Below are 26,461 nucleotides of genomic sequence, written 5' to 3'. Positions count from 1 at the left end.
CATTTGTTATTAAATAAAAAAGCGGGCCGCAAAGCCCGCCTTGATACACTGTTTTGTTCCTGTGCGGCGTTAGAAAGCGCCGTGGCAGTGTTTGAATTTCTTGCCAGACCCACAGGGGCATGGGTCGTTGCGACCAACATCAGAAAACGGGTTGGATGCCTGGCGCGCACCGGCGAATGACGCCGGGTTCATGCTCGTGATGTCACCGTGACAATGCTTGAATTTCTCGCCCGAGCCGCATGGGCATGGTGCGTTCCGCGGCACATCGCCCCAGGTTGATGTGTCGTTCGGGTTGAAGCTACCACCCTGAGACGGTGCCCCAACGGCCGTGTCTGGTGTCGGGTGACTTTCCTTGAAGACAGAAGGTGCTTCGGGTTCCAGGTCTTCCGGGCGAACCTGCGGAGCAAGCTCAATGCGGCCCAGTAGCTGGGTCGTTTCCTCGCGGATATGATAGAGCATGCCTTCAAAGAGGGTGAAGGCTTCGGTCTTATATTCATTGAGTGGATCACGCTGACCGTAGGCACGAAGAGAAACGCCCTGGCGCAGATGGTCCAGATTCTGCAGGTGTTCTTTCCATTCCTGGTCAAGTACCTGAAGAAGGATATTTTTCTCGATATCCTTTTCCCACATGCCAAAGCCGGTTTCAGCGTCCGCTGTTCCGGTCATCTCATTGATACGTTTGGCTTTTTCAGTCATCATCTGGCTGCAGGCTTCATCAAGGCGTTCGATGATCACATGGTCATCCACGCCTTCTTCTGCCGCCCAGGCACGGATATCAACGTCAAGGCTGAGCTTGGTTTTTACGTCTTCATCCAGGCCATCAATGTCCCACTGCTCCGGGTAGGATTTTGGCGGGATGCGGGTTTCCACAATATTGTGGATGACATCGGCGCGCATATCCTTAATGGTCTCGCTGATCTCATCTGCGTCCATCACTTCCTTGCGCTGGTCGTAGATGGCGCGGCGCTGGTCGTTCATCACGTCATCAAATTTCACCAGGTTTTTCCGGATGTCATAGTTCCTGGCTTCCACTTTGGACTGGGCTTTTTCAATAGCCTTGTTGATCCATGGGTGGATGATGGCTTCGCCTTCCTCAATGCCAAGGCGCACGAGCATGGCGTCCATGCGCTCAGGGCCGAAGATGCGCATCAGGTCATCCTGCAGCGACAGGAAGAATTTCGTGCGGCCCGGGTCACCCTGACGACCAGAACGGCCGCGAAGCTGGTTATCGATGCGGCGGCTTTCGTGCCGCTCAGTGGCCACAACATAAAGGCCGCCGGCTTCCAGAACCTTCTGTTTCTCTTCCTCGACTTCCTTGCGGATGCGGTCCGTGATTTCCTTGATCTTAGCTTCGTCTTCAACGCCTGCGGTTTCATCAGCGATACGCATGTCCGCGTTACCGCCCAACTGGATGTCAGTACCCCGACCCGCCATGTTGGTGGCAATCGTTACGGCTCCGAGACGACCGGCCTGGGCAATGATGTGCGCTTCCTGTTCATGGAAGCGGGCGTTAAGGACCTGATGCTTGATCTTCTTCTTTTTGAGGTAATCGGAAAGTACCTCCGATTTCTCGATCGACACGGTACCAACCAGAACCGGCTGGCCTTTTTTCTGAGCCTCAAGGATATCCTTGATGATGGCGTCGAATTTTTCCTTGCCGGTGCGGTAGAATTCGTCGTGCTCATCAATACGGGCCACAGGTACGTTGGTCGGGATTTCGATCACGCCAAGGCCGTAAATGTCGCCAAACTCTTCAGCTTCCGTGGCAGCCGTACCGGTCATGCCCGAAAGTTTCGGGTACATGCGGAAATAATTCTGGAAAGTAATCGATGCCAGTGTCTGGTTTTCAGGCTGGATGGCCACGCCTTCCTTGGCTTCCAGCGCCTGGTGCAGGCCACCGGAGTAGCGGCGGCCGTCCATCATGCGTCCTGTGAATTCGTCGATGATCACCACTTTATCGCCCTTGACGATATAGTCGGTGTCACGTTCGAACATGGTCCGCGCCTTCAGGGCCTGGTCCACGTGGTGAACGATCTGTGTATTCTCATAGTCATAAAGGTTTTCGGACTTCAGAAGGCCCTGGTCTGCGAGGATTTTCTCGATCTTTTCATGACCGTCTTCGGTGAGCGCCACATGTTTGGACTTTTCGTCCTTTTCATAGTCGCCTTCTTCCAGTTCAGCCACCAGCTTGTCGATGGTGATGTAAAGCTCGGATTTGTCTTCGGTCGGGCCAGAGATAATCAGCGGGGTCCGCGCCTCGTCGATCAGGATGCTGTCCACCTCGTCGACAATGGCAAAGTGGAAGGGACGCTGGACCATCTGGTCCTTGTGCGTTTTCATATTGTCGCGCAGGTAATCGAAGCCCAGCTCGTTGTTGGTGGCATAAGTGATGTCGCACTGATATGCCTCGCGCCGCTCCTCATCTGTCTTGCCTGGCACAATGACGCCAGTGGTCATGCCCAGGAAGCCATAAACCTTGCTCATCCATTCGGCGTCACGTTCGGCGAGATAGTCGTTCACGGTTACAACATGCACGCCTTTACCGGGCAGGGCATTGAGGTAAGCGGCCAGCGTCGCCACCAGGGTTTTACCTTCACCTGTCTTCATTTCAGCGATCGAGCTGTCATTCAGGACCATGCCGCCGATGAGCTGGACATCATAGTGCCTCAGGCCCAGTGATCGTGTCGCGGCTTCGCGGACAACGGCAAAGGCTTCGACCAGAAGGTCGTCAACCGTTTCACCTGCATCAAGCCTGTCGCGGAACTCTTGGGTCTTTGCCTTGAGGGCCTCGTCTGACAGCGCTTTCATCTCGTCAGCCAGCGCGCCAATGGCGGCAACTTTCGGCTCGAGTTTACGGAGATAGCGTTCGTTTGCGGACCCAAAAATCTTTTTGGCGAGTTTGCTTAGTCCCAGCATATTTCTTTCCTGGCCTGCCCTTGGCTTCCTAGCTCTGACATCACCGGTCATTTTCGAAGTGCGCAAAGCGCGGCCGGCCGTACTGTGATCCCTGAGGGAATGCGTTACTGACTTTATTTATATATGCAGTTTCACAACTACATGAGTGCAGGCACAGATAAGTATCATGCCTGCGTCTGTCAACTGGTGCGGCACCTTCTAACGGTGAATTGAGTAATTCCTGTGTCATTTCTTGATGATTGGTAATTCTGGGGGCATGATGCAGCATGAAATTTGGCATCGATTGAGGATCATCATATGGCCGAGTCTAAAGTGTCTCCACTTGCCCCTGAGGGCTTTCCGAACCTTTTGCCCGTTGCTGGCGTTGAAATGGGCGCCATGCACGCCGGATTTCGCAAACGTGAAAGGCCGGACCTTCTGTTCGCCGTGATGGCTGAAGGGTCTGTGGCGGCAGGTGTCTTCACCAGGTCAAAAGCGCCGGCAGCCCCCGTGGATTGGTGCCGTGAGGCACTCGCCAAGTCAGGCGGCAAGGTGCGGGCGATTATCGTGAATGCGGGCAATGCCAATGCCTTTACCGGCGAGAAAGGCATGAAGGCGACGATGAAATCGGTTGAGACGACCGCCGAAATTGTTGGATGCGCGCCCGAGGAGGTGCTGGCCTGCTCAACCGGCGTTATCGGCGTGCCGCTGAATGGTGATCTTTTTGAAAAGCCGCTGAAAGCCATCAAGGACGGTATGTCCGGTTTCATGTGGCGCGAAGCTGCGGGCGCCATCATGACAACAGACACATACCCCAAGGGCAGTTGCAAGGTGGCGACCGTTGAAGGTCGACCTGTTGTAATTTCGGGAATCGCCAAAGGGTCAGGCATGATCGCGCCAGATATGGCCACGATGCTGGGGTTTGTTTTCACCAATGCGGCGCTGACGCATGGTTGCCTTCAGAAGATGCTCACAGACGCCACGGACCGCAGTTTCAACAGCATCACTGTGGATAGCGATACCTCAACCAACGACACCTGCATTGCTGTGGCAACTGGCGTCGGAGCGACCTATGACCCGATCGATGACCCGGACGATCCGCGCCTGGAAGACTTCCGCGCCAAGTTTGATGAGCTGATGACCGATCTGGCGCATCAGATCGTGCGCGACGGAGAGGGCGCGACGAAATTTGTCTCGATCACGATTGAAGGTGCCGAAAACGATAGGGCAGCACGCGTTATCGCCAAGTCCGTGGCCAACAGCCCGCTTGTAAAAACGGCCATCGCGGGCGAAGACCCCAATTGGGGCCGCCTTGTCGCTGCCGTGGGCAAGGCGGGCGAAGCGGCAGCGCGTGACGCACTGCAAATCTGGATTGGCGGCCAGCAGGTGGCTAAGGCAGGCTGCGTTCATCCCCGTTACAGCGAACCTGTGGCGGCCGAGCACATGAAGGGCCAGGACATTGATATCCGCATCGATGTGGGCGTAGGGACCGGGACTGCAACTGTCTGGACCTGTGATTTCACCTATGACTACATTCGGATCAACGCCGACTATCGCAGCTAGGACGAAATTTCCTCAAATAGCGAATTGCACCCGGTGGTTTCTGCCGGGTGTTTCTTTTTGTTGCCGTAAGATATTGAAAGTAAACAAATAAATCTCTGGCATGACTCTTGTATCAAGGAAGGCGTGGGGTACGTTGAACCGGAGTTCGCTGGAGAAATATGATGCCAACCGTCAATCTAGAGTTACAGATGAAGTTCCTGACGGAATTGAATGAAGCACTGACCGAAGCTTTGGACCGCTATGCTGATGAAGGCGCGGATAAGCTGGCGGAGCTGAATTACATGAAGCAGGAAGTCGCGAGAGCGCGCCTTGTGATTGCCGAGCGCATGGATGATGAGTCTGATGATGGTAAGTCAGGTCGTCGGTCCCGCCGCATGACAGGTGGGTTTCAGGAAGCTGCCTATAGCTGATCGAACCGGTTCGCCGGTTCGGCATTACACCTTTGTTTCCATTCCAGCCTTTAGGGGGTTGGGGTGGCTGCTTGTGTTTGGTCACTTAGCATTCCGAAAATTTGCTGCACCAGATCGCCAAGCGCTCCCCAGCCAGCAGCAAGGCCCAGGGCGGCAAGGCCAACCAACAGGCCGTATTCAACAGCCGTCGCGCCTTGGCGGTCCCGCCAAATGGCGTGCTGCAGCACGCGTATTTTTACAGCGACTGTCTTGAACACTTCTGTAACCCCATATCTTTCATCCGCGCTATAAGCTGCCCTAAGCCTCCATTTGAAACCTAAACAAGTTGTTAAAGCTTGAATTTGCGTAAAAGTGTGTTTACGCGTAGCCACCATGATCAATGATTGTCCAGAACCCAATGTGAAGATTGACGCAGGCCTGCCGACTGTCCTGGTGGCAGCGATCGCGCTTATCGATATCGATGGCCGCGTATTGATCGCGCAGCGTCCCGAAGGCAAGTCCATGACCGGGCTGTGGGAGTTTCCGGGCGGCAAAGTCGAAGAAGGCGAGCTGCCTGAAGCTGCGCTGATCCGCGAATGCAAGGAAGAGCTGGATATCGATATCACGGCTGCCTGTTTGGCGCCGTTTGCTTTCGCGTCCCATTCCTATGAGAAGTTCCATCTGCTGATGCCGCTTTACTTGTGCCGGAAATGGGAAGGCCTTGTGCGCGGTATGGAAGGACAGGCAACAAAGTGGGTAAAGATCAGAGATCTTGGCGATTACCCCATGCCGCCCGCGGATGATCCGCTTGTCGCCATGCTCAGGGATTTCTTTTGAGCCTGAAGGCGCTCGAAGACCTTCTGCGCGGTGACGATGCCGCCATGGCAGCACTTGAGGCTGTCCACACTGCTGGCCCCGAAGGCGCCTATATTGCTGCCGGTTTTGTCCGCAATCGTTACTGGGATAGCCTCTATGATCCCGCGCCAATGGCGCCGGGATCAGACGTGGACGTCATCTATTTCGACAAGACCTATAACCTGAAGACCCGCGACATGGCTTATGAAGCTTCGCTGAAGCTCAAACAGCCTGATGTGGATTGGCAGGTGCGCAATCAGGCGCGCATGCATACCTTCGGCGGCCATGATCCTTTCCCCGATATCGTTACGGCGCTACAGCATTGGGCGGAAACTGCGACGGGCATTGGGGTGCGGCTCAAGCCCAGCGGCGACTTTGATTGGCTGGCTGCTTTCGGATTTGATGACCTGTTCGGTCACGTGCTCAGGATTACGCCAGCCATGAAGGCGAATGACCCGGAAGGCTTCGAACGTCGCCTTGCCGCCAAGGGGTGGCAGCAGCGCTGGCCGAACCTGACTGTGATCAGGGACTAGGCTTTTTCGGTGGCCCGCCAGCCTTGAGTGCATCGCCCAGGTTCACCTTGCCGCTGCCAGGCTTCAATGGCTTCTGCTGGCTCTCGTGCGGGTGCCAGCCCGTCATATACATGACCTGGAAAGTGGCGGGAACACGGCCGTCGGCCATGCCGAACTTCGATTGATAGATCTCACATGCGCGCATCAACACATCACGCCGTAGGAAGCGCCGGCTGCGAGAATGCATGGCGTTGGCTTCACCCATGCCCCGAAGTTCCTGCATCAGCTTCAGCGGATGCTCGTATGTCACAGTGATGGTGTCCATATCCGTGACTGGCAGGGCAAAGCCAGCGCGCTGCAACAGGCTACCCAGATCGCGCACATCAGCGAATGGGATTACCCGCTGGCTGGCGCCGCCCGTCACCTCTGCTTCTGCTGCCAGAAGGCTGTGGCCAAGTTCATGCAGCGTTTCGCCGCCGAAAAGCGAAGCCATGAAAAGCCCATCTGGCTTCAGGGCGCGGTTGGCTTGCACCATCACTCCCGGCAGGTCGTTTACCCAGTGAAGCGCCAGGTTGGAGACGACAAGGTCATAGCTGCCGGGCGAGGCAGCCAAAGGTTCGTCGCCCACCGGCACAGCTTCAACTGTCTTGCTGGAATGGGGCGCAAAATTGCCGCCCAGGTCCAGCACGGAGCCAAAGTCACGATTGATGTCCGCCAGCCGGTCCGCCATGCGGTCAGCGATTTCCGCGCGCAGAAAGTCGAAATCCGGCCCCATTGCACGGCCCCGTTTCCGGTTGCGCTGTACAGCATCTGCATCAAACAGATTGATATCGTCTGGCTGAGTGTTCATGGGTTCTGACATAGGCGAGGGGCGTGGGTGTTGCAACTGGTTTCGCATTACGTTGCCTGCTAAGCTTTGCTCATGAAACATGTGGGGGAACTGTCGGTCATAAGAAAGGTCGCAAGCGGGGTGGTGGACTTTCTGCTGCCTCCGCGGTGCCCCGCATGCGGCGAGCGCATTCTGTCGCATGGCCATCTGTGCGGGAATTGCTGGCAGGAGCTGGCACCCATTGCTGCGCCATGGTGTGCCTCCTGCGGTTTGCCGTTCGAAGTGGATGTGGGCCCAGATGCCCAGTGCGGGGCCTGCATGAAAGATCCACCGGCCTTCGATTGGGCTCGCGCGGCTGTATCATACGAGGCGCTGGGGCGTGACCTGATCATCAGGATGAAGCATGGTGGGGCCGGGGCCAGCATTCCTGCCTTTGTAACCATGATGGCCCGGGTGATCCCACCTGACGCCTTGCCTGACCTGATAGTCCCGGTGCCTCTTCATCGCTGGAGGCTCTTGAAACGCCGTTTCAATCAGTCCCAGCTGTTGGCGAAGGGCCTGGCGGGCAAGCTTGGGGTTCGTGCCGACCCTTTCATTCTTGAGCGCACTCGCGCAACACCCAGCCAGGGCACGCTTGACCGGAAGGGCAGGCGGAAGAATGTACAGGGCGCATTCAGGGTGCTGCCCTCTTGCTCAAGCCAGCTTGAAGGCAAACGGGTGCTTCTGGTGGATGACGTGCTGACAACGGGGGCGACGGCTTCTGCGTGCGCTGTTGCGCTCAAAAAGGCGGGGGTATCTCAGGTGGGTGTTGTGGCATTTGCCCGGGTCGGACGCCCGGTTCATGCCTAGCTCCCGCTTTCGTGAAGCGGGGATTCCCTTTAAATTTTGCATGTTTTCGCTTACATATGTGGCGAATCCAGATTGCCGTGAAAGGCAACGCTGTTTGAAGTAAAGGATCTTTTTGTGGCTGACATCGTCATCTATAGCTCGAACATGTGCCCCTACTGCTTTCGCGCCAAGGCGCTTTTGAAGCAGAAAGGTGCCCGTTTTAAGGAAATCAATGTGGACATGAACCCCGCTGCCCGGCGCGAGATGCGTGAAAAGGCAGGCGGCGTGAACACTGTGCCGCAAATCTGGATCGGTGATCGCCACGTTGGCGGCTGTGACGATCTATACGCCCTTGATGCACAGGGTGGCCTGACGGCACTTCTGGCGGGATAGAGCCCTTGCGTATTGCCCTTATACAGCTGAATACCGGAAACATCGTCGCTGACGCGGTGACTGCGGCAGAAAGCCTTATTCGGGAAGCGGCAGCTGGCGGCGCAGTTTTCATCAGCACGCCCGAGACCACGCATCTGATGGAAATGAACCGAAAGGCAGTGCTCGAGAAGGCCTGCACCCAGGATGAAGACCTTGGGCTGAAGCGCTTCCGCGCCCTGGCGGCAGAACTTGGCGTGTGGCTGCATATCGGCTCGCTCATCACAAAGGTGGCTGAAGACCGTCTGGCCAACAGGGCCTTCCTGATCGGCCCGGACGGTGAGATCAAGGCGAGCTATGACAAGATACACCTCTTTGATGTGGATCTGGGTGGTGGCGAAGCTTACCGGGAATCGGCCCTGTATGAAGGGGGCAAGGCTGCTGTCGTGGCAAAAACGCCGATGGGCGCGTTTGGTCTTTCCATTTGCTATGACCTTCGCTTCGCATACCTCTATCGTGCGCTCGCCCACGCCGGGGCTGACATATTGCTGGTGCCTGCGGCTTTCACAAAACCAACTGGTGAGGCCCACTGGCATACGCTGCTCAGGGCCCGTGCGATCGAGACCGGTTGTTTTGTATTGGCAGCGGCTCAGACAGGCCACCATGCCACCGGCCGAGATACGTTTGGCCACAGCCTGGTGATTGATCCCTGGGGGCGGGTGATTGCTGACGCGGGCGAGGATGTGGGCGTTACATATGCCGAATTGGACCTTGCAAAATGCGCTGAAGCGCGGCAGAAAATCCCTTCATTGACGCATGACCGCGACATAAATGTAACGACTGTAGATGCCAAATGATTGTATTTGACCTGAAATGCAGCACTGGTCACCGGTTCGAAGCCTGGTTTCGTTCCTCGGGGGCCTATGAAGAGCAGAAAGCTGCCGGGCTCGTGGAATGCCCGCACTGTGGCACCAACGACGTATCAAAGGCACTGATGGCGCCCAATGTGGCCTCAAAAGGCAATCAGAAGTCTGAAGTGGCGTCGGTTGCTGCTCGCTCGGGCGATCCCAAGCTGCAGGAAGTCGTGGCCGAGGCGCAGAAGGTTCTGACGAAGTTGAAGAACCACGTTGAACAGAACTGCGACTATGTCGGCGACAAGTTCGCGGACGAAGCCCGTAAAATTCATTATGGCGAAGCAGAAGAGCGCGGCATCTACGGCGAAAGCACCCTCAAGGAAGCCAAGGAACTTCTGGAGGAAGGCGTAGAGGTCATGCCGCTGCCCGGGCTTGGGCGCAAGGACGCCTGAACAATCCATTAGCCCGCCAGGGCTATCCGGTAGACCTGCGGTGTTATCCCCATTTGTCTTTTGAACTGGGCCGTCATGTGGCTTTGCTGAGCGAAACCGGCGTTGGCAGCGATTTGTGCCAGTGGCTCATCGCTCGACAGTCGCTCCTTCACCTTTTCAATTCGCCGCCGCATGACATGTTGCCCCGGCGTCTCCCCGAAGCTTTCCTTGAACTGGCGGGCAAAGTGGAAAGGGCTCAGGCCCGCCTCCGCTGCAAGGTCTGTCATGGACAGGCGGGTTTCGAGCCGGTCGGCAATCAGCGCCTTCACCCGCTTCATCTGGCGCGGCGTCAGCCCACCCTTGAGGCGGCTTTCCTTTATCTCGAAGCCGTTATAGTGGCCGATGACATGATCGAAGATGCTGTATAGGAGCTGCTCGCCGATAAGCCCGGCGCGGTCCGGCTGCCGGGCACAGCAATCAACATATCCAAGCAGCATATTCGAGAGCGTTTGGTCCGCCTGATAAGTCAGGTCCCTGATATCCACGAGCCGCACATCCTGCTCATAATGATCGGCGGCGAAGCGCTTCAAAATGGCGTCTGAAAAATATAGGTGCACGAAATCGATCGGGCCACCGATATGCCAGCTGGATGCGTGCCCCTGCGGCATCAGGCACAGGGTTCCCGCGCGACCTGGGTTGCCCTTTTGGTCGGCGCGGTAACTTGTGTCGCCGCCCTTAAGGTAAAGGCTTAGCGTATGGCTGTCGCTTTTTTCATAAGCCACGCTGTTGCGGTCGATGGACCATCTGGATACAGCCACATCCCTGTGGATGTCGTGCTGGGCCTCGATGCTTGCGTTGGCTTTCAGAAGCAGCGCGCTGTCTATTTTCTTATCTGCGCGGCTCATGCCGAATTCCTCTCACTGTCTTTGCAGAAGATAGGCATGCGCACCCAAAACAGCAAGATTTTGATATTCGAGCCCTATGACTTTCGTTAGGGGCTTGTTGGATGGCTCGCGCAAAGACGAGTCCGACAGCGAGAGAAAAACAATGACAACAACTTTCTATTCCGACCTTAACGAAAACAGTCGAAGAACCTGGTTTTGGGCTCTGTTCATCCTATTGCCGGTGTTCTTTATCGGTGGCCAGCTTATGGTTCTGCTGCCCGCCAAATTTTCCAATCTGGTCACGCGGGAAAATGTCGAGACTTATCCGACAATCCTCTATTTCCTGGTGGCGTCCTTTGGTGCGTCCTTCGGCATTTTGTGGTTATGGCTTCGCTATTTTGAACGACGCAGCCTGGCAAGCGTTGGGCTTGCGCCGGGTGGCAGCCTGAAGCGTTATTTCCCTAAAGGCTTCGCTATTGGCCTGTTGATGGCATCGGTTTCCGTAGTGGCTGTCTGGCTTGTGGGCGGCTACACGCTGGAGGGGCCGCAGGATTTTGCCTTGGTGAGCTATGGCCCAATCCTGTTCCTGGGGCTGGCCTTCATTGTCCAATCCAGTGTGGAGGAAATCCTGTTTCGGGGCTGGATGCTGTCCCGCCTTACGGAGCGGTTCGGCATGTGGACCGGGGTGCTTGGCAACTCCACATTGTTCATGCTGATGCATATCGAGGGGATCGGCGGTGAAGATTTTGACCCTCTCGTGTTCGCCATTTTCACATTCATGACAATGGCTTTCTCGATCTTTGTCAGCTTCCTGGCGATCCGGCAGAAATCCGTATGGGGGGCGTGCGCCTGGCACGCGGCCTGGAACTGGTCGTTCATCACATGGTTCGGCCTGCCGACAACCGGCATTGCCCTTGATGTTAAGCCGCTGTGGGTGGACTTGATGATCAAGACAGGCGCACGTGACTGGCTTTCGGGTGGTGCCGAAGGGCCAGAGAACAGCGCCATCACCGGCGCGGTCCTGATCATCGCGTGTCTACTGGCCTACCGTGGCCTCAAGAAGAAGCCCCAAGCCTGAGTTGATGGGGGTATGACGGCGACCGCGTCCTTATTTGGGTGCGGTTGCCGTCATGGCATAATTGACACCCGTGTCTGTGCTGCTCAGCCGCCACCGGCCTCCGATGGGGTTGAACACAAAGCCTGTGGCGTCGCCGGGCGTGAAGCCAGCTTTAGCGACATATTCCTTCAGCTCATCCGGTTTGATGAACTTGTTCCAGTCGTGCGCGCCCACGGGCAACCAGCGCAGGATGTGCTCTGCGCCCACAATCGCGAACAGGTACGATTTTGCCGTCCGGTTGATAGTGGAGAGCAACATGATGCCGCCGGGTTTCAGGAGCTTGCGGCAGGATGCGAGGAAGGCATCCACGTCTGCCACATGCTCGATTACTTCCATATTGATGATCACGTCAAACTGTTCGCCTGCGTCCGCGAGCGCTTCGGCGGTGGTGTTGCGAAAGTCAATCTCGAGGCGCGACTGCGCCGCATGCACACTGGCGGTCTTGATGTTCTTCTCAGACGCATCAACGGCCACCACATCGGCTCCCAGGCGCGCCACGGGTTCAGATACCAGCCCGCCGCCGCAGCCAATGTCCAGAAGACGCAACCCTTTGAAGGGTTCCTTCAGATTCTTCTCGAGGCCGAAATGAGCTTCCACTTCCTGCCGGATATAGCCAAGGCGCGTTGGATTGAGGATATGCAGCGGCTTGAAGGGGCCCTTTGGGTCCCACCAGGTATCGGCAATGCGGGCGAAGAAAGCGACTTCGCTTTCATCCACTGTGCCACCATGGGCGATGGTGCCGGCCTCTGGTGCTGTGTCGGATGTCTGGTTTTCGTTCAGCATATCTTTTGTTCCAAGCAAGCTTTTCCCGCGCGACCCAAAGACTGAGCGCTTGCACGCATGCAAGCCAGCCTTTAAACAATATCGCGCTGTTTCTCAATACGCACCTTTGTGCCCATCGGGTCAAGTGCATGCGTCAAATTGCCGGAAACAGGATTGTTTGCGATAGGAACCGGAAATTCAGATGGCACGGATAGTAAAAAAGTTTGGTGGGACTTCTGTTGGCGACGTTGACCGCATTCGCAACGTAGCAAACCGGGTCAAGAAAGCCGTGGACGAAGGCCATGAAGTGGTTGTCGTTGTTTCCGCCATGTCGGGCACTACAAACCAACTGGTGGATTTCTGCCGCGCGGCCGCACCCATGCATGATGCCCGCGAATATGACACTGTCGTAGCAGCTGGCGAGCAGATTACCATCGGGCTCCTGTCTATCTGCCTTCAGGAAATGGAAGTGCCTGCGCGCTCTTTCCTGGGCTGGCAGGTGCCGATCCACACCAACGACGTCCATGGTGCGGCCCGAATCGAATCTATTGAGACCGAAAAGCTTGAGGAATGCCTGAAGGGTGGCCGTGTGGCCGTTGTGGCAGGCTTCCAGGGTATTGCTGACGACGGCCGCATCACCACGCTTGGTCGGGGTGGGTCGGATACGTCAGCGGTGGCGCTTGCTGCTGCCCTGAAGGCGGACCAGTGCGATATTTACACGGATGTGGACGGTGTCTACACCACAGACCCTCGTATCGTGCCAAAGGCGCGCAAGCTTGATAAAATTACTTATGAAGAGATGCTCGAGATGGCATCCCTGGGGGCCAAGGTGCTGCAGACCCGGTCTGTTGCCATGGCCATGACGCACGGCGTGCGCACTCAGGTTCTGTCATCTTTTGAAGACCTGCCCGGAACACTTGTAGTTGGTGAGGACGAAATCGTGGAACAGGAAGTAGTAAGCGGGATCGCATATTCCCGCGGCGAAGCAAAAATTACCGTTGTTGGCCTTGAAGACCGGCCTGGTCAGGTATCGCACCTGTTCGCGCCGCTTGCCGAGGAAAATATCAACGTCGACATGATCGTGCAAAGCGCGTCCGAAGACGGCACGTCCACTGACGTGACCTTCACGGTGCCTGAGGATGACTTGAGGAAAGCGGTTAAGATTCTCCAAGACCGCAAGGATGAGCTCAAATACCGCGACCTCGTCTACACCGGCGACGTTGTAAAGGTGTCTGTTGTGGGTGTCGGCATGCGTAGTCACGCAGGTGTCGCAAGCAAAATGTTTGATACGCTCGCAGAAAAGGGTATCAATATCCAAGTTATCTCTACGTCTGAAATTAAAGTTAGTGTAATTATCGACGCGGAATATACAGAGCTTGCAGTTCGGGCGCTTCATACGGCCTATGGTTTGGATGCCCCGACTGACGCATAATCTGCGTAGAGTTTGAGGGTATTTTTATGAGTGAAATTGGTCTGGCGCGCCTGGAAAGACACTGGCAGCGCGGCAAGGAATTTTTAGGCAGTGAATATGCCATCCTTGGCGGTGCAATGACCTGGGTCTCCGAACGGAACCTGGTATCCGCCATCTCTAACGCAGGTGGCTTCGGTGTCATCGCTTGTGGCGGAATGGGGCCAGACCTTCTGGCTGCTGAGATCGCCGCAACTCGCAAGCTGACCGACAAGCCTTTCGGGGTTAACCTGATCACGCTGCACCCCGACCTTGATGCCCTTATCGATGTCTGTGCCGAGCAGAAGGTCAGCCATGTGGTACTCGCGGGCGGCCTGCCAAGTGGCGCTTCGATTGCCAAAATCAAGGGTTTCGGGGCCAAGCTGATGTGTTTTGCGCCAACGGCGGCGCTGGCCAAGAAGCTGGTGCGGTCTGGCGTTGATGCGATCATTATCGAAGGCGCTGAAGCTGGCGGCCATATCGGGCCTGTGTCCACAAGTGTCCTCGCGCAGGAAATCCTGCCGGTGATCACAGACGTGCCTGTTTTCGTGGCGGGGGGTATCGGCCGCGGTGAAGTGATGGCTTCCTACCTTGAAATGGGTGCGTCAGGTGCCCAGTTAGGAACCAGGTTTGTGGTTGCAGAAGAATGTGTGGCTCATGAAAACTTCAAGAAGGCTTTTGTTCGCGCGAGTGCCCGAGACGCTGTGGCGAGCACGCAGATCGATAGCCGTTTCCCTGTAATTCCTGTGCGTGCGCTCAAGAATCAGGGCACAGAAGATTTCATGAAGACCCAGCAGGAAGTTGTCGCCAAATTCCGGGCCGGTGAAATTGCCCAGGACGAAGGCCAGATGATGATTGAACACTTCTGGGGTGGTGCCCTGCGCCGCGCGGTGGTTGACGGCGACGTCGAAACCGGCTCTGTTATGGCTGGTCAAAGCGTCGGCATGGTCAAAAAGATTGAGCCGACCGCCGATATCATTCGGGAGCTTGTAGACCAAGCAATAGCCCACCTGGATGCCCGAGGCTAACAGGTGGATCGCGGTTTCCGCCGCACGCCGGCTCATCGGCCGGTACAAGCAAGAGGGGGAATGCCTTGCCTGACCACGTAAGTCAGCCAAGATTGCTGCTTCGGCGGCTCCATAGCGTTATGGCTGGCAGTGGCCAGCCGCAGGACCGGCTCGACCGCGTGGTCCGTGTTATCGCGCAGAATATGGTTGCCGAAGTTTGCTCAATCTATCTGGCTAGGGCAGGCGGCATCCTGGAACTTTTCGCGACAGAAGGCCTGAAGGAAGAGGCTGTGCACCAGACGCGCCTGCGCTTCGGTGAAGGCCTTGTGGGTCTTGTGGCCGAACGTGGCCTGCCGCTGAACCTTTCTGAAGCACCGCAGCATCCCCGATTCGTTTACCGCCCTGAAACAGGCGAAGACATCTATCACAGCTTCCTTGGCGTACCGATCCTGAGGACCGGCAAGGTGGTGGGTGTTCTGGTTGTGCAGAATGTGGCCCCGCGCCGTTATAAGCCAGAGGAAGTGGAAGCGCTTCAGACCATCTCGATGGTGATCGCTGAGCTTGTGGGCTCTGGCACCCTGGTGGACAAGGAAGAGCTGTCGGAAGACAGTACCACGACGGGCCAGCCTGTCACGCTTGACGGCATGTCTCTCGCGGGTGGTGTAGGCGCCGGTGTGGCCGTGTTTCACCAGCCGCAAATTCATATCACTCGCACGGTCGCGGAAGACGTTGATGCCGAAAAACTGCGTCTGGAAGAGGCGATCGCCGAACTTAGGCTTCGCCTTGAAGAGCTTATAGAGCATCCAGACCTTGCCCATGGCGGCGAACACCGCGAAGTGCTCGAGACCTACCGCATGTTCGCCTACGACCAGGGTTGGCAGGACAAGATGCGTGATGCTGTGCTGTCGGGCCTGACCGCCGAGGCTGCGGTCGACCGGGTTCAGCAGGAAAACCGCGCCCGTATGAGCAAGATCCGTGATCCGTACCTGAAGGAACGGATTTCAGATTTTGAAGACCTCGCCACGCGTCTTATCCGGATCATCCAGGGCGACACCACCGATTACCGGATAAAGCTGACAGAGGATTCGGCGTTGATTGCCCGCACGATCGGCCCGGCAGAGTTGATGGATTATGACCGCGATTTTCTGAAAGCCATTGTGCTTGAGGAAGGATCGGCGACGTCCCATGTGACCATCATTGCTCGTGCGATGGGCATTCCTGTTCTGGGGCGGGTCAAGGGCCTGTTGACACATGTTGAGCCCGGCGAACAGGTGATCGTCGATACAGGCAGCGAGCATGTCTACATTCGCCCGGCCGATGATGTGGTTGAAAGCTATAAGGCGACGCTTGAGCTTCAGGAAAAGCTTTATGCCGAATATGCAGCCGAACGCGAGCTGCCTGCGGAAACGGTGGATGGCCAGCGGGTCACGCTTTTCATGAACGCGGGTCTGTTGGTGGACCTGCCCAGCCTTGATACGACCGGTGCCGAAGGCATCGGCCTGTTCCGGACGGAATTCCAGTTCATGGTTTCACCGGCGTTGCCCCGCGTGGATGAGCAAACGAAGATCTATAAAGCCGCGCTTGAAGCTGCAGGCGACCGACCAGTGGTGTTCCGCACCCTGGATATCGGCGGCGACAAGCCTGCCCCTTTTCTGCCACGCGAAGAAGAAGAGAACCCGGCCATGGGTTGGCGCGCAATTCGCATCGCGCTCGACCGCCCTGCGCTCCTGAGATATCAGTTGCGGGCACTTCTCTATGCGTCGCCGGGAAAGACACTTCACGTCATGTTTCCCATGATTGCGGAAGTCGCCGAACTCAGGCGCTGCAAGGCGATCCTGCAAAAGGAAATTGACCGTCTGGCCAAGCATGGCCGTGAGGCGCCAACGGCTGTGAAGGTGGGCTGCATGCTTGAGGTGCCGTCCTTGTCGTGGCAGCTCGATATTCTGCTTAAGGAGATCGACTTCCTGTCGATCGGGACCAATGACCTGATGCAGTTTTTCTTTGCCTGCGACCGCGGCAATCCGAAGCTTGCCAACCGGTATGACCTACTGGCACCGCCTGTTCTTGCTTTCCTCCATATGGTGATCAAGGCGTGCGATAACGCAGATGTTCCTGTAACGCTGTGTGGTGAAATGGGTGGGCGCCCCATCGAGGCCATGGCACTGGTGGCGCTGGGCCTTCGTCGCATTTCCATTTCGCCTACATCTGTGGGGCCAGTGAAGCGCATGATCCGGTCAGTCAACCTGAAGCAGTTGCGCGATTTCATGCTTTCAAACATCACGTCGCCGGAACATTCGATTCGCGACTCACTCCTGGCTTTTGCCCAGGATCACAACATCAAACTCTGAAATTCTCTTGAAGCAGCAAATGTTTGCTGTCAGGAGGGGAATAATTTCCCATAAAAATTGAATCTATTTGACTCGGGGCGTTAAATGTTTTTTGACTAATGTGTGGTCCAATAGAAACCGTAGAAAAATACCACGGACCGCAACCACAAGCTGCTCGCACGATAGCGGGGTGCACTTTGGATGCAGAAATGTGGTGCTCGAGAGGCCTAGGGTTAAGCCGGACGGTCTCATGATGGGATAACGCTGTAATAGCAGGTTACTGTCTGTCCAGACTGGAAAAATCCAGCAAAGGCAAGGCAGGGGACGGTTTTTGTGATGAACCAGGAAGTAAAAACAGTTGGTAAACTGTTGCAGGACGCGCGTGATGAGCGTGGCCTGAGTATTGAGTCCATCGCCAAAGATATTTGTGTCAGGAGCAGCTATCTGGTCGCCATTGAAGCGGACGACTATAGCGAGCTGCCTGAAAAAACTTTCGCAGTTGGTTTTGTGCGCGCTTATGCCATGGCACTAAAGCAAGACGCAAAAGCCATTGTTGCTCAGTTCAAAGAAGAATATGGCGCAGAAGACGAACCGCTGGCTTTGCCGGTGGATAACGCGCTCGCGCAGCCTCGTCGCCGCCTTCCTGGCTGGCTATCGCCGCTCGCTGGCGTTGTGGGTGTCTCCCTTTGCTGGGCCATGTTCGGCAGCAGTATCGTACCTTTTAGCCTGACCGCTGACAGCGACATTATTGACCGCAATACAGATGTGGCGCAGTTGCAGGCTGTGCAGGCCTCTTTACCGTCTCTCACAAAGGAGACAGAGGTCCTGAACGCTGACGCCGCAGTTGTCGAAGAGGTGGTTCAGCTGGAAACAGTGTCATCAGACCGTGAAAAACTGTTTGCGCGCCCTGCTTCTCTGTTCTCGCCGGCAGCGATTGCGGACCAGGCCGGGCCAGCAACACCGGGCCAGGCTGATTTCACATTGCAGGCCAGCGAAGATTCCTGGGTACGCCTTGAGAATACAGACGGTACTGAAATCTGGTCTGGCGTTCTGCGAGAGGGCCAGAGTTACCGTCCGCAGATTGAAGGGGCCGCGCTTCTGTCTACCACAAATGCCGGTGGCGTGACATTGACGCTCGGGGATCAGCAGATGGTTGCGCTAGGCAGTCGCGGAGAAGTGATTGAAGGCGTTCGTCTTGACCAAGACCGCTTGCTATCTTCTATCAGCTCTTCAGGTGCTGGATCGCGCTAACTTTATCATTCCTTTATTTCGCGAATTTCCTTGCTTTCAGCGAGGCGCTTCCTCATGTATAACGCCAACAAACACGCTTGGAGTTAGAAGGTAATAGGCCGTCATGAGTGTACGCCCCTGGAGAGATATTTATCGCCGGAAATCCCGCCAGATCATGGTCGGGAATGTTCCTGTTGGGGGCGACGCGCCGATCACGGTGCAAACCATGACCAATACCCTGACGTCTGATCCGTGCGCGACAATCAACCAGATCCGTACGGCGGAAGAGGCCGGCGTCGATATCGTGCGGGTTTCCTGCCCGGACGAAGACTCAACAGCGGCGATGCCGACGATTTGCCGCGAGGCCAATGTGCCGATCGTGGCGGATATCCACTTCCATTATAAGCGGGCGCTTGAAGCAGCCGACGCTGGCGCAGCGTGCCTCAGGATCAACCCGGGCAATATTGGGTCTGCTGATCGGGTTCGGGAAGTAATCCGCGCCGCGAAAGCCAACGGCTGCTCCATGCGTATTGGCGTGAATGCCGGGTCCTTGGAAAAGCATCTCCTGGAAAAATACGGCGAACCTTGCCCCGAGGCATTGGTTGAAAGCGCGCTGGAGCATGCCCGCATTCTTGAAGACAATGATTTTCATGACTTCAAGATCAGCGTGAAGGCGTCTGATGTGTTCCTGGCCGTCGCGGCTTATCAAGGCCTTGCTGATGCGACAGATTACCCCCTGCATTTGGGTATCACGGAGGCCGGTGGCCTTCGAGGCGGCACGGTCAAATCCGCTATCGGCATCGGTTCGCTTCTTTGGGCCGGTATTGGTGACACCATCCGCGTGTCCCTCTCTGCTGAGCCGGTCGAGGAAGTGAAGGCGGGCTTTGAAATTCTCAAGTCACTTGGCCTCAGGCACCGTGGTGTGCGGATTGTTTCCTGCCCGTCCTGCGCGCGCCAGGCTTTCCCGGTTATCAAGACCGTGGAGGTGCTGGAAGAGCGCTTGTCACACATCCATACGCCCATGAGCCTGTCGATCATCGGCTGCGTGGTGAACGGTCCTGGTGAAGCGCGGGAGACGGACATCGGCCTCACTGGCGGTGGCCAGGGCAACCATATGGTTTACCTCTCGGGTGTGACCGATCATAAAATTACTGACGACAAGCTTGTCGATCATATTGTTGATCTTGTGGAAGAAAAGGCGGCTCAGCTTGAAGCCGCTGCAGCCCAAGACACTCATTAGCTGACGTAAAAGGAATTTCCCGTGTCCAAACTGCAACCAGCGCGGGGCACGCGCGATATCTATGGGGATGAAGCCCGCCGGATGAATGCCGTGGTGGAAACGTTCCGCCGTGTGGCAGGTTCATATGGTTTCGAGGAAATCTCTACCCCGATATTTGAATTCACAGATGTGTTTCGCCGCCCGCTTGGTGAAGCATCCGATGTGGTTTCGAAAGAGATGTACACCTTCGAGGACCGGGGCGGTGAAGAGATCACGCTGCGGCCGGAATTCACAGCCGGCGTGTGCCGCGCCTTTATCTCAAACGGGATGCAGCAGAACCTGCCGTGCCGGTTGATGAGCAACGGACCGGCTTTCCGGTACGAGCGCCCGCAGAAAGGCCGCTATCGCCAGTTCCATCAGATCAATGCTGAGCTTCTGGGCCCCGAAAACCCGGAAGCGGATGTGGAGCAGATCGCCATGGCTTGGCGCCTGCTGCGCGAGCTTGGGCTTGGTGACAAGGTTATCCTGCACCTCAATACACTGGGTGATGTGGAAAGCAGGGTAGCCTACCGCGAGGCACTGGTGGCTTATTTCGAAGCACACAGGGACAAGCTGTCGGAAGACAGTGTGCGCAGGCTCGAAACCAACCCGCTCCGTATCCTCGATAGCAAGGATGAAGGGGACAAGCTGATCGTGGCCGACGCGCCGCTGCTGTCGGCGCACTTGAATGAGGCATCCCACACCTTCTTTGAAAGCGTGAAGGCAGGCCTTGAAGCCGTGGGCGTGCCTTATGAGCACGACGAGCGCCTGGTGCGCGGCCTTGATTATTACACCCACACGGCTTTTGAGTTCGTCACCACCGAGCTGGGCGCACAGGGCACGGTTCTGGCCGGTGGCCGCTATGACGGCCTGATTGAGAAGCTCGGTGGTCCAGCCGTGGCCGGTGTTGGCTGGGCAGGTGGCATCGAACGCCTTGCCATGCTGTCTGACTTGGACCTCCGAGAGGTTCGCCCGGTTATGATCATGCCAATGGGCGAAGCTGCGACACTGAAGGCCTTTGCGCTCGCGGAAGACATGCGTGAAGCCGGATTGACTGTTCTCGCAGACCGCAGTGGCAATATGAAGAAGCGCCTGAACCGGGCCAATAAAGCCAACGCGCGCTTTGCCGTGATCCTTGGCGACAATGAGCTGGAGGCCGGTAATGTGATGGTGAAAGAGCTTGATAGTGGCGAGCAATGGGAAGTGCCGTTTGGCGGCCTCGTTGCCTCGATCAAGGCGTAAGGAGAGAAGCCATGATTTCCGATGAACGCCTGGAACTGCTAACTGATCGCTATGACTATCTGGGTCATGCTCTTGGCACACCCGATGAGTTTTCGAACGAAGAGTTCGTGAAGCTGAGCCGCGAGTATGCCGACCTTGGCCCCGTGGTTGAGGCAGTGAATGCCCTCAAAGCCGCGCGCCAGGAGGTTGAAGATCTTGAGGAGATGATCGCGTCAGGCGACGATCCCGAGATGAGAGAACTGGCGCAGGAAGAGCTTAAAGAGCTCAAGGAAAAGCTGCCCCAAATGGACCGGGACCTGTCGATCCAGCTGCTGCCGAAAGATGCGGCGGATGACAAGTCGGCGATCCTTGAGATTCGAGCGGGCACGGGCGGTGATGAAGCGGCGCTGTTCGCAGGCGACCTTTATGAAATGTACGAAAAGTACGCAGCCACCCAGGGCTGGAAGATGGAGATGATCTCTGGCTCCCCATCTGACGTTGGTGGCTTCAAGGAAGTGATGGCGAACGTTTCCGGCAAGGGCGTGTTCGCGAAGCTGAAGTTCGAATCCGGGGTGCATCGGGTGCAACGTGTGCCGGCAACCGAATCAGGTGGCCGCATTCACACAAGCGCGGCCACCGTTGCGGTAATGCCGGAAGCGGAAGAGGTGGACATCGAAATTCGCCCGGAAGACATCCGGATTGATACCATGCGATCTTCAGGCGCAGGTGGCCAGCACGTAAACACCACCGATAGTGCCGTGCGCATCACCCACCTGCCAACCGGGATTGTGGTGACATCAAGCGAGAAGTCCCAGCACCGGAACCGGGAGAAGGCCATGCAGGTGCTGCGGGCACGGCTTTATGACCGGGAGCGGGAGATGCTGGCAGCGGAGCGGTCAGAGGCGCGTAAGAGCCAGGTTGGTTCAGGTGACCGGTCTGAACGCATTCGTACCTATAATTTCCCGCAGGGCCGAGTGACGGATCACCGTATCGGCTTGACCCTTCACAAGCTGGATCAGATTCTGGCGGGTGAAGGCCTTGAAGAAGTCATCGACGCCCTTATCAGTGAAGATCAGGCAGCTAAACTGTCCGCTATGGAAGAAGGCTTTTGAGCGTAGCGGACACCCTTCTAAGTCAATTGAAGGCGGCTGAGGTCAGGCTTGCCTTGGCCGGGATTGAGACTGCCCGTCTGGACGCAGAAATCCTAATGGCTCATGTGCTGGGCTGCCCACGGATGGCGCTCTACGGCAAGCTGACAGCTGCCGTCCCCCAGCAAGCGGTGTCAGAATTTGATGCGCTGCTGAGCAGAAGGCTGACGTGTGAGCCGGTAGCCTACATCACCGGCGAGCAGGAGTTCTGGAGCCTGCCCTTCAAGGTGACACCTGACACCCTGATCCCACGCCCGGACACTGAAACCCTGGTGGAAACGGTCCTCAGGCAGATGGACGGACTGCCGGTTCGGCGCGTCCTCGACTTGGGGACAGGGTCCGGCTGTATTTTGCTGAGCCTCCTGCATGAATTGCGGGACGCCCTTGGAACTGCCGTTGATATCAGCGCCGGAGCCCTGTCGGTGGCCAAAGAAAATGCTGTATCGCTGGACCTTCAGGAGCGGGTCGAATTCTTTCAAGGCAGCTGGTTTGCCCCCCTGGATAAGCAGGCACAGTTTGATGTGATCGTTTCCAACCCGCCATATATTCCATCAAAGGATATGGCCGGCCTGATGGCCGATGTCCGGCTTTATGAGCCAGGCAGTGCGCTTGATGGCGGCGAAGATGGTCTGGGCCCATATCGTTTGATCGCGGATCAGGCACCTGCATTTCTTGCGCCTGGCGGCCTACTGGCGGTGGAGGTGGGCATTCACCAAGCTGGTGACGTGATGGCGCTTTTTGATGCTGCGGGTCTGGTCGGAACCGGCAAGGTCAAAGACCTGGGCGGTGTTGAGCGCGTGCTATACGGCAAAAAAAGCTGAATTCTCAGCCTTTTTCCCTTGGAATGCATAATAAGACCCGTTAGGGTGAGGATGTCTTGGAAAGAGCGGACATGGTCTTTGGGAACCAACCGCTGCAGACATAATTTCCGAAAAAGGTCGAATTTCGATGTCGGAAGACTGGCAGGCTTGGTCTGCCTTTGAATTAATTTCTTATCACTGTTGGTAATGATTTCGCATGAAACAGAATCAGAACGCGCGGAAACAGCGCGGTAGGTCTGCACCCCGCAAAGGCGGCAAAGGTAGCAATGGCGGTCCTGGTAACCGTAGCAACGAACCCAAGGTTCGTGGCAATCCAAAGCAACTGCTGGAAAAATACAAGAACCAGGCACGGGAAGCCAAGCAGGCTGGTGACCGGGTTCAGGCTGAATATTTCTATCAGTTCGCCGACCATTATCAACGGGTCCTGAATGAGATGACCGCAAGGAATGGCGGCCAAAACCAGCGGGACCAAAACCAGCGCGACCAAAACCAGCGCGACCAGGGTCAGCATGAGGATGACCAGCCGTCATCTGAAAGCGTGCAGCAGGACGCCGATCAGGCGCAGCGCCGAGGTCGGGGGCGGCGGAAAAAGCCTGAAGACCAGGATCAAAATGGTGGCCAAGCGGGCAATGCAGCAGATCCAGCCGCGGTAGAGCAACCTGTTGAGGTGCATCCGGAGTTGGATCTGGACGGCACTACGGCAGAAGAAAAGCCGAAGCGTCGCCGGGCACCTGTGCGCCGCCGCAGCCCCAAGGCTGATGTCGTGCCGGAAGCCGCTGCAGAAGTTGCCGCCGACGCTGGTAGCAATCCAGAAGGCAATGAAGCCGCCTAAGGGCCATTGTGCCGGCTTAAAGAGTTCCAAAAGGTCGTGCCAGCGTTGGTGCGACCTTTTTTCATGGCTCCTACCCTTGCGAGAATTTGATATAATACCCACATGTGTATAGCAGGCGGGCTTCAAAGAAGGCGTCTGTGAGTAACCGAAAGTAACCCTGTCGCTTCAAAAGAAGGGCGGGACAATCATGGGGTTGATGACACATGAACATCGAAAACTATACCGACCGCACGCGCGGTTTCATTCAGAGCGCTCAAGGACTGGCCCTTCGTGAGGGACACCAGCGCTTTACACCAGAACATCTTTTGAAAGTATTCCTCGACGACAAGGAAGGCCTCGCGGCGAACCTTATTCGCGCCGCAGGAGGCAAGCCTGAAGAGGCGCTTAAGGGCGTTGAAGAGGCCCTTGGAAAGTTGCCCAAGGTCGAGGGATCGGGTGCCGGACAATTGCATCTGGACCCTGCAACAGCGCAAGTATTTGCCAAAGCAGAAGAGATCGCCGAAAAGGCGGGTGACAAGTATGTCACTGCCGAGCGCATGTTGCTTGCATTTCTGCTGACACCCAAGTGTGACGCAAGCAGCATTCTGATGAAAGCTGGCCTGACGCCCGAAAAGCTTAATGACGCAATCAATACCATCCGCAAGGGTCGGACGGCGGACACCGCTTCGGCCGAAGACGCTTATGATGCCCTCAAGCGCTTCGCGCAGGATCTGACCCAGCGGGCCCGCGACGGCAAGCTGGATCCCGTGATCGGCCGCGATGAGGAAATCCGCCGCACGGTGCAGGTCCTCTCGCGCCGGACCAAGAACAACCCGGTGCTGATCGGTGAACCTGGCGTTGGTAAAACCGCGATTGCGGAAGGCCTTGCATTGCGGATTGCTAATGGCGATGTGCCGGATAGCCTGAAGAACAAAACCATCATGGCGCTTGATATGGGCGCGCTGATCGCAGGTGCAAAATACCGCGGTGAATTCGAGGAGCGCCTTAAGGGTGTGCTGCAGGAAGTTTCCGCAGGCGAAGGTGATATCGTTCTGTTCATTGACGAGATGCACACGCTTGTGGGCGCAGGCAAGACCGACGGTGCCATGGATGCTTCAAACCTCCTGAAGCCAGCGCTCGCGCGTGGTGAGTTGCACTGTATCGGCGCCACAACGCTTAATGAATACAAGAAATATGTTGAAAAGGATGCTGCCCTTGAGCGCCGGTTCCAGCCCGTGTTTGTTGGCGAGCCGACGGTTGAAGACACGATCTCCATCCTGCGCGGCCTGAAGGAAAAGTATGAGCTGCACCACGGTGTCCGTATCACTGATGCCGCGCTTGTGGCTGCCGCAACTCTTTCAAACCGCTATATCACCGACCGGTTTCTGCCGGACAAGGCGATCGACTTGATGGACGAAAGCGCTTCGCGCCTGCGTATGGAAACCGAATCGAAACCTGAAGAGATTGATGAGCTGGACCGCAAGATCATTCAGCTGAAGATCGAACGGGAAGCCCTGAAGAAAGAGAAGGACGAAGGGTCCAAAACACGCCTTAAGGATCTTGAAAAAGAACTGGCGGACCTTGAACAGCGTTCTGCAGAACTGACAGCTCGCTGGCAGACAGAAAAGGACCGCATTGCCGGGGACAAGAACCTCAAGGAACAGTTGGATCAGGCACGGATCGAGCTTGAGCAGGCTCAACGTCGCGGTGACTATGCCAAGGCGGGTGAGCTGCAGCACAGCACAATCCCAGGGCTTGAACAGCGCCTCGAAGAGGCAGCTAATGCCGATGAGAGCGGGTCGCTTCTCAGGGAAGAGGTAACCGACCAGGATATTGCGGCCGTGGTGTCGCGCTGGACTGGTGTGCCTGTTGAAAAGATGCTGGAAGGCGAGCGCGACAAGCTCCTTCGGATGGAAGATGAGCTCGGTCGTCGTGTGATCGGCCAGCGGGAAGCCCTTGAGGCCGTCTCGGCCTCTGTGCGCCGCGCGCGTGCTGGCCTGCAGGACCCGAACCGGCCGCTTGGCAGCTTCCTGTTCCTCGGGCCCACTGGTGTGGGCAAGACAGAGCTTACAAAAGCGCTGGCCTCGTTCCTCTTCAATGACGATACGGCTATGGTGCGGATCGATATGTCCGAGTTCATGGAGAAACACTCCGTGGCCCGGCTGATCGGCGCCCCTCCGGGCTATGTCGGCTATGAGGAAGGCGGCGTGCTGACCGAAGCCGTGCGACGCCGGCCATACCAGGTGATCCTGTTCGACGAGATCGAAAAGGCCCATCCGGATGTATTCAACGTGCTGTTGCAGGTGCTGGATGATGGCCGCCTGACGGACGGGCAGGGGCGTACGGTGGACTTCACCAACACGCTCATTATCCTGACATCCAACCTTGGCTCACACCTGATTGCCGAGTTGAAGGACGGTGAACCGGTTGAAAGCGTACGCAACGAGGTGATGGATGTGGTCAAGGGCTCCTTCCGGCCTGAGTTCATCAACCGGCTGGACGAGATCATTCTGTTCCACCGGCTGGAACGCAGTCATATGGCGGCGATTGTGGATATCCAGGTTCGCCGGCTGCAGAAGCTTCTGGACGACCGCAAGATCGTGATCGACCTCTCGGACGAAGCGCGGGATTGGCTTGGCAATATGGGCTACGATCCGGTTTACGGTGCGCGCCCACTGAAGCGGACAGTGCAGAAATATCTGCAGGACCCGCTAGCGGATGAAATCCTGAAGGGTGACATCAAGCCGGGCGACCATGTTGCTGTGTCTGCGGGCGATGGCATGCTGCTCCTGAACCGACAAGAAAGCAAGGCTGATGCAGCCTGATAACTAGAGGCCTGATAGTTCAGGCTTAGAAGAAAAAGCCGGGGTACTTATTCCCCGGCTTTTTGCCTGTTTTGTATC

General features: G+C 56.7%; 24 protein-coding genes and 1 pseudogene. 20 read left to right on the top strand and 5 right to left on the bottom strand.

Annotated elements, in window-relative coordinates:
* Positions 1–69: 69 nt before the first annotated feature.
* Complete coding sequence (secA, locus tag KORM41_RS16010; RefSeq protein ID WP_068150448.1) at positions 70–2,916, bottom strand: preprotein translocase subunit SecA; 2,847 nt, start codon at positions 2,914–2,916, stop codon at positions 70–72.
* Between the two features lie 297 nt (positions 2,917–3,213).
* On the opposite strand from secA, the gene argJ reads away from it, so the two are divergent.
* Together argJ and KORM41_RS16000 are read left to right on the top strand one after the other, a co-directional pair.
* A complete protein-coding gene (gene argJ / locus KORM41_RS16005; protein WP_068150445.1) occupies positions 3,214–4,458 on the top strand; it encodes a bifunctional glutamate N-acetyltransferase/amino-acid acetyltransferase ArgJ in 1,245 nt (414 codons plus the stop codon).
* 161 nt (positions 4,459–4,619) lie between these two features.
* On the top strand, positions 4,620–4,868 hold the full coding sequence (locus KORM41_RS16000; protein ID WP_156432020.1) for a hypothetical protein: 249 nt from the start codon (positions 4,620–4,622) through the stop codon (positions 4,866–4,868).
* 50 nt (positions 4,869–4,918) lie between these two features.
* Here KORM41_RS16000 and KORM41_RS21605 read toward each other — a convergent pair whose 3' ends face one another.
* Complete coding sequence (locus tag KORM41_RS21605; RefSeq protein ID WP_082720005.1) at positions 4,919–5,242, bottom strand: Flp family type IVb pilin; 324 nt, start codon at positions 5,240–5,242, stop codon at positions 4,919–4,921.
* Between KORM41_RS21605 and KORM41_RS15990 the strand changes: the two genes are divergently transcribed.
* Together KORM41_RS15990 and KORM41_RS15985 are read left to right on the top strand one after the other, a co-directional pair.
* The gene (locus KORM41_RS15990) at positions 5,241–5,684 is read left to right on the top strand and encodes a (deoxy)nucleoside triphosphate pyrophosphohydrolase (protein WP_156432019.1); all 444 of its coding nucleotides are present in this window, start codon (positions 5,241–5,243) and stop codon (positions 5,682–5,684) included. The two genes, KORM41_RS21605 and KORM41_RS15990, sit on opposite strands and share 2 nt — an antisense overlap.
* Positions 5,681–6,235 (top strand): nucleotidyltransferase family protein, encoded by a 555-nt coding sequence (locus tag KORM41_RS15985; RefSeq protein WP_068150437.1) that lies wholly within the window; start codon positions 5,681–5,683, stop codon positions 6,233–6,235. Before KORM41_RS15990 ends, KORM41_RS15985 begins: the two co-directional genes overlap by 4 nt.
* Here the strand turns inward: KORM41_RS15985 and KORM41_RS15980 are convergent.
* On the bottom strand, positions 6,225–7,064 hold the full coding sequence (locus KORM41_RS15980; protein WP_068151133.1) for a methyltransferase domain-containing protein: 840 nt from the start codon (positions 7,062–7,064) through the stop codon (positions 6,225–6,227). The genes KORM41_RS15985 and KORM41_RS15980 overlap by 11 nt on opposite strands.
* A 72-nt stretch (positions 7,065–7,136) precedes the next feature.
* Here KORM41_RS15980 and KORM41_RS22520 point away from each other — a divergent pair.
* From KORM41_RS22520 to KORM41_RS15960, 5 genes and pseudogenes are all read left to right on the top strand, one after another.
* Positions 7,137–7,352, top strand: a pseudogene (locus KORM41_RS22520) (double zinc ribbon domain-containing protein); the annotation flags it as partial.
* Positions 7,353–7,361: 9 nt separating this feature from the next.
* Positions 7,362–7,892 carry a ComF family protein gene (locus KORM41_RS15975; protein WP_197421209.1) on the top strand — a complete coding sequence of 177 codons (531 nt, stop codon included), beginning with the start codon at positions 7,362–7,364 and terminating at the stop codon, positions 7,890–7,892.
* A 114-nt stretch (positions 7,893–8,006) separates the two neighbouring features.
* Positions 8,007–8,264: a glutaredoxin 3 gene (gene grxC / locus KORM41_RS15970; protein WP_068150426.1), complete on the top strand. Its 258-nt coding sequence runs from the start codon at positions 8,007–8,009 to the stop codon at positions 8,262–8,264.
* 5 nt (positions 8,265–8,269) lie between these two features.
* On the top strand, positions 8,270–9,097 hold the full coding sequence (locus KORM41_RS15965) for a carbon-nitrogen hydrolase family protein (protein ID WP_082720003.1): 828 nt from the start codon (positions 8,270–8,272) through the stop codon (positions 9,095–9,097).
* Positions 9,094–9,546, top strand: coding sequence for a DUF1178 family protein (locus KORM41_RS15960; protein WP_068150418.1), 453 nt, complete (start codon positions 9,094–9,096; stop codon positions 9,544–9,546). The genes KORM41_RS15965 and KORM41_RS15960 overlap by 4 nt, the downstream gene beginning before the upstream one ends.
* Positions 9,547–9,554: 8 nt before the next feature.
* Here KORM41_RS15960 and KORM41_RS15955 read toward each other — a convergent pair whose 3' ends face one another.
* Entirely contained in the window at positions 9,555–10,430 is an 876-nt protein-coding gene (locus KORM41_RS15955; RefSeq protein ID WP_068150414.1) for an AraC family transcriptional regulator, read from the bottom strand.
* 76 nt (positions 10,431–10,506) lie between these two features.
* Here KORM41_RS15955 and KORM41_RS15950 point away from each other — a divergent pair, with 76 nt between their 5' ends.
* Positions 10,507–11,487, top strand: a complete 981-nt coding sequence (locus KORM41_RS15950) for a CPBP family intramembrane glutamic endopeptidase (RefSeq protein ID WP_082720002.1) — start codon at positions 10,507–10,509, stop codon at positions 11,485–11,487.
* 30 nt (positions 11,488–11,517) lie between these two features.
* On the opposite strand, the gene ubiG is transcribed toward KORM41_RS15950, so the two are convergent.
* Positions 11,518–12,309, bottom strand: a complete 792-nt coding sequence (gene ubiG, locus KORM41_RS15945) for a bifunctional 2-polyprenyl-6-hydroxyphenol methylase/3-demethylubiquinol 3-O-methyltransferase UbiG (RefSeq protein WP_082720001.1) — start codon at positions 12,307–12,309, stop codon at positions 11,518–11,520.
* A 181-nt stretch (positions 12,310–12,490) separates the two neighbouring features.
* On the opposite strand from ubiG, the gene KORM41_RS15940 reads away from it, so the two are divergent.
* The 10 genes from KORM41_RS15940 to clpB all read left to right on the top strand — a co-directional run bounded on the left by KORM41_RS15940 (position 12,491) and on the right by clpB (position 26,383).
* On the top strand, positions 12,491–13,720 hold the full coding sequence (locus tag KORM41_RS15940; protein ID WP_068150409.1) for an aspartate kinase: 1,230 nt from the start codon (positions 12,491–12,493) through the stop codon (positions 13,718–13,720).
* 26 nt (positions 13,721–13,746) lie between these two features.
* Positions 13,747–14,763 (top strand): NAD(P)H-dependent flavin oxidoreductase, encoded by a 1,017-nt coding sequence (locus tag KORM41_RS15935; protein WP_068150407.1) that lies wholly within the window; start codon positions 13,747–13,749, stop codon positions 14,761–14,763.
* A 119-nt stretch (positions 14,764–14,882) separates the two neighbouring features.
* Positions 14,883–17,090 (top strand): phosphoenolpyruvate--protein phosphotransferase, encoded by a 2,208-nt coding sequence (gene ptsP / locus KORM41_RS15930; protein WP_068150402.1) that lies wholly within the window; start codon positions 14,883–14,885, stop codon positions 17,088–17,090.
* 315 nt (positions 17,091–17,405) lie between these two features.
* On the top strand, positions 17,406–18,320 hold the full coding sequence (locus KORM41_RS15925; protein ID WP_068150399.1) for a helix-turn-helix domain-containing protein: 915 nt from the start codon (positions 17,406–17,408) through the stop codon (positions 18,318–18,320).
* A gap of 103 nt (positions 18,321–18,423) precedes the next feature.
* The gene (gene ispG, locus KORM41_RS15920; RefSeq protein WP_068150396.1) at positions 18,424–19,539 is read left to right on the top strand and encodes a flavodoxin-dependent (E)-4-hydroxy-3-methylbut-2-enyl-diphosphate synthase; all 1,116 of its coding nucleotides are present in this window, start codon (positions 18,424–18,426) and stop codon (positions 19,537–19,539) included.
* A gap of 21 nt (positions 19,540–19,560) precedes the next feature.
* A complete protein-coding gene (hisS, locus tag KORM41_RS15915) occupies positions 19,561–20,799 on the top strand; it encodes a histidine--tRNA ligase (RefSeq protein WP_068150394.1) in 1,239 nt (412 codons plus the stop codon).
* An 11-nt stretch (positions 20,800–20,810) separates the two neighbouring features.
* Positions 20,811–21,890: a peptide chain release factor 1 gene (gene prfA / locus KORM41_RS15910; protein WP_068150391.1), complete on the top strand. Its 1,080-nt coding sequence runs from the start codon at positions 20,811–20,813 to the stop codon at positions 21,888–21,890.
* Entirely contained in the window at positions 21,887–22,747 is an 861-nt protein-coding gene (gene prmC, locus KORM41_RS15905) for a peptide chain release factor N(5)-glutamine methyltransferase (RefSeq protein ID WP_197421207.1), read from the top strand. The genes prfA and prmC overlap by 4 nt, the downstream gene beginning before the upstream one ends.
* Before the next feature lie 196 nt (positions 22,748–22,943).
* Positions 22,944–23,579 (top strand): DUF4167 domain-containing protein, encoded by a 636-nt coding sequence (locus tag KORM41_RS15900; RefSeq protein ID WP_068150390.1) that lies wholly within the window; start codon positions 22,944–22,946, stop codon positions 23,577–23,579.
* Positions 23,580–23,782: 203 nt separating this feature from the next.
* Positions 23,783–26,383 carry an ATP-dependent chaperone ClpB gene (clpB, locus tag KORM41_RS15895; RefSeq protein ID WP_068150387.1) on the top strand — a complete coding sequence of 867 codons (2,601 nt, stop codon included), beginning with the start codon at positions 23,783–23,785 and terminating at the stop codon, positions 26,381–26,383.
* The last annotated feature ends 78 nt before the right edge of the window (positions 26,384–26,461 follow it).

The sequence above is a fragment of the Kordiimonas lipolytica genome, assembly GCF_001550065.1.
The sequence above is the reverse complement of the archived record's forward strand: the minus strand, read 5'-3'. Positions and strand labels throughout refer to the sequence as shown.